We start from the raw sequence: 3,192 nt of genomic DNA on the forward strand, positions 1-3,192 counted from the left end.
TCTCGGGAGGTAGACACCCACAACTGATTCAGGACCAACCCCTTTTCTCTGCAAAACATGTGCCAACTGATTTGCCCGCGTATCCAGTTCACCATAGGTCCACTCTCTCATTTGATCGACCACTGCAATCGCATCGGGACGTCGTGCTACTTTGTCCTCAAATCTGTCGCAAATAAGACCCTCTTGGGACATTTCCATTGCGGTGTCATTCCATTCTTCCAGTAGTTGCTTCTGTTCTGTCTTCGTAACATACACCAGCTCCGACAGGGTTTGATCAACGTTCTCGATCATTTTCTTTAACGCCTGGCGTAAATGACCCAGCATCCGTTCAATAGTTAATCCATTAAACTTGCTACGATCATACATCAGCTTTAACGATAACTGACTTCCTGGAACAACAGTCAATCCTAATGGATAGTGGGTTTGCTCTACTCCTTCCAAATCACCAACTTCTAGATTTCCTGAAGACTCCTCTTTCACCGGGTAGTTTTCAAACACATACAAGCTATGGAACAGCGGTGTCCCTCTTGGAACTTCACTCCATCCTTGAATCTCTGTCAAAGAAGCGTATTCATATTGTCTTCTTTCTATCTCTTCCTCTTGTATCTTCTGTAACCAATCCCTTACTTTCAGATCATCTGTCAATTGGATTCGGGTCGGTGATGTGGTAATAAAAGGACCTACGATGTGCTCGACATCAACAATCTCCGTAGGGCGTCCCGAGCTTGTTACACCAAAGACAATGTCGTTCTCGCCACTGTATCGGCTCATGAGATACGCCCACGCACCTTGAATCACCGTACTCAAAGTGAGCTTATTACGCTTCGCCCAGCTTTGTAACGCTTGGGTCTGCTCTTTTGACAAACAAACACTCTTCTCTGTATAGCCTTTTTCTTGCTCTTTACTCTCTAAGCCAAGCAGGGTTGGTGCTGTAAAACCTCTAAGTTTCTCTCTCCAAAATTGTTCCGCCTGCTCCTGCTCCTGCTCTTTCAGCCATTTAATATATTTCTTGTATGGCGATGACTTTGGTAAATTCACAGCCTCTCCGTTCATCCTCTTCTGATACACTGTAAGCAATTCGTTAAAGACCAGTGGCAAGCTCCATCCATCCAACAAGATATGGTGATGCGTCCAAACAACCCGATATTCTTCCTCCGCTTCTTGAATGACAGTCACCCGCATCAATGGCGCTTCATCAAAAAGAAAAGCTTGTTTTCGATCCGATGCCAAAAAGGCTTTTCGTTTCTCCTCTTTTTCTTCGACAGACAGCGCACGCCAATCCACTTCATTCAGCTTAAATGGGATATGATCATACACCACTTGTAAGGGCTCTTCAATTTCATCCCACACAAATGCTGAACGAAAAATTTCATGCCGCTGAATCACCGATTTCCACGCCTGCTCGAAAGTAAGGATATCCAATTTCCCTCTAACCAGGAAACTCAATTGCACCACATAAGGCGCTACATGTTCATTCTCTTGATCATGCAGTGTATGAAAGAGCATGCCTTCCTGTAAAGGCGATAGCGGATACAGGTCGGTAATGGGATGATTCTTTCCACGAGTCATCTTAGATAGTACTTTGGTCAAATCTGCTTGGGTGAGATTTGCCATCGCAAAATCCGAAATGGTCAGCGCAGATTCTCCATCCGAAGAGTAAATCAATCTACTCAGTTGATGGAGCATATTCTCTGCAACACTTTGAATGGTTGACTTCGCAAACTGTCCAACATTGTACACCCAAGTGAACTGAAGTTTTCCATCGGTTACAATTCCGATTACATCGATTAAATGTGATCGCTTGGAACCAGGAGCATGGTCTAAGCGCGTAAACCCGGTCTCCGGAACAACCATCGCATCGTCAGAGAACATTTGGTCAAATTGTCCAAGATAGTTAAAACTAATGGATGGTGTAGGCTGAGACTCCAATCGCTCACGCATCGCTGGATTCAAGTACCGCAAAATCCCATAGTCAACGCCCTTATTAGGAATTTGGCGCACTTGTTCTTTGACTGCTTTTAATGATGCAATTGGCGTGTTGGCACCTGTAGTATTTAAGTGAACAGGATAAATACTTGTAAACCATCCTACAGTTCTCGATAGGTCAATGTCTTCAATAATCTCTTCTCGACCATGACCCTCCAGATCCACGGTCAGCGTCGAATGACCTGTCCATGCTGCCGTAGCCTGTACCAATGCTGCCAATAGTACTTCATTGATTTGGACACGATGGGTGCTTGAAATCTCTTGCAATAACGCACGGGTCTCTTTCTCATCCAGCACCACGGTAATCTCCTCAGTTGCTGCGTTTGCTGGATCTTCGAGGGTGACATCCACTGGTAGCATAGCCACTTCTTGTTCGAACTGCTGCTCCCAATAATCACGCACTTCTTGCGCAATCCCAGCTTCAGCGTAATGATGCAATTTCTCCGACCACGCCTTAAAGGATGTACTCTTCGTAGATAATTGGATCTTCTGATCCTGGCTCGCTTGATTATACGCCGTTTGTAGATCCTCCAGTAAAATCCGCCAAGAAACACCATCCACTGCTAAGTGATGAATCACCCAGAATAATCGGCCGGCTCTTTTCTCACCTTCATCAAAATACACCATCCTCATTAGCGGTCCTGCGTGTAAGTGTAAGCTTGCTTGTGCAGTGTCAATCTCCGTTTGAATCACTTGATGCCATTCTGCTTGCGGCACTTCGTCTAATGAAATCACGGTCAGCGTCGATTGTTCTTCGATCCCTTCGTTCCGCTGTTTCCAAGCTCCATCCGGTAAACGTTCATATCTTAAACGCAAGGCATCATGATGGATTAGAAGGGTACGCACAGCTTTCTCCAGTAATACTATATCCAGTCGCTCTTTTGTTCTAAAAAACATGGATTGATTCCAATGGTGTGGGTTAGGATGATCTTGTGCAAAAAACCATTGCTGGATTGGTGTAAGGATCAGTTCTCCAGTTACAACTCCCTGCTCTGCTTGTACACCCTGTTCTTCTTTGACTACTTGCGCCAACTCGGCAATCGTTTGGTGTTCAAACATTTGCTTTGGTGTCAAATGCAAACCTGCTTGCTTCGCACGAGAGACAATCTGAATGCTGAGAATCGAGTCTCCACCAATTTCAAAGAAGTTATCATGGATTCCCACCTTTTTAATCCCTAATACTTGCTTCCAAATGGTAGCCAGTGT

Annotated in this window: 1 protein-coding gene; it reads right to left on the bottom strand. The window is 44.9% G+C overall.

What is annotated here, in order from left to right; translation table 11 throughout:
* A partial coding sequence (locus JDS96_RS30085; RefSeq protein ID WP_199669041.1) for a condensation domain-containing protein occupies positions 1-3,192 on the bottom strand: 3,192 nt, incomplete at both ends.

It is taken from the genome of Bacillus cereus group sp. N21 (assembly GCF_016483395.1).
GTDB lineage: Bacteria > Bacillota > Bacilli > Bacillales > Bacillaceae_G > Bacillus_A > Bacillus_A pseudomycoides.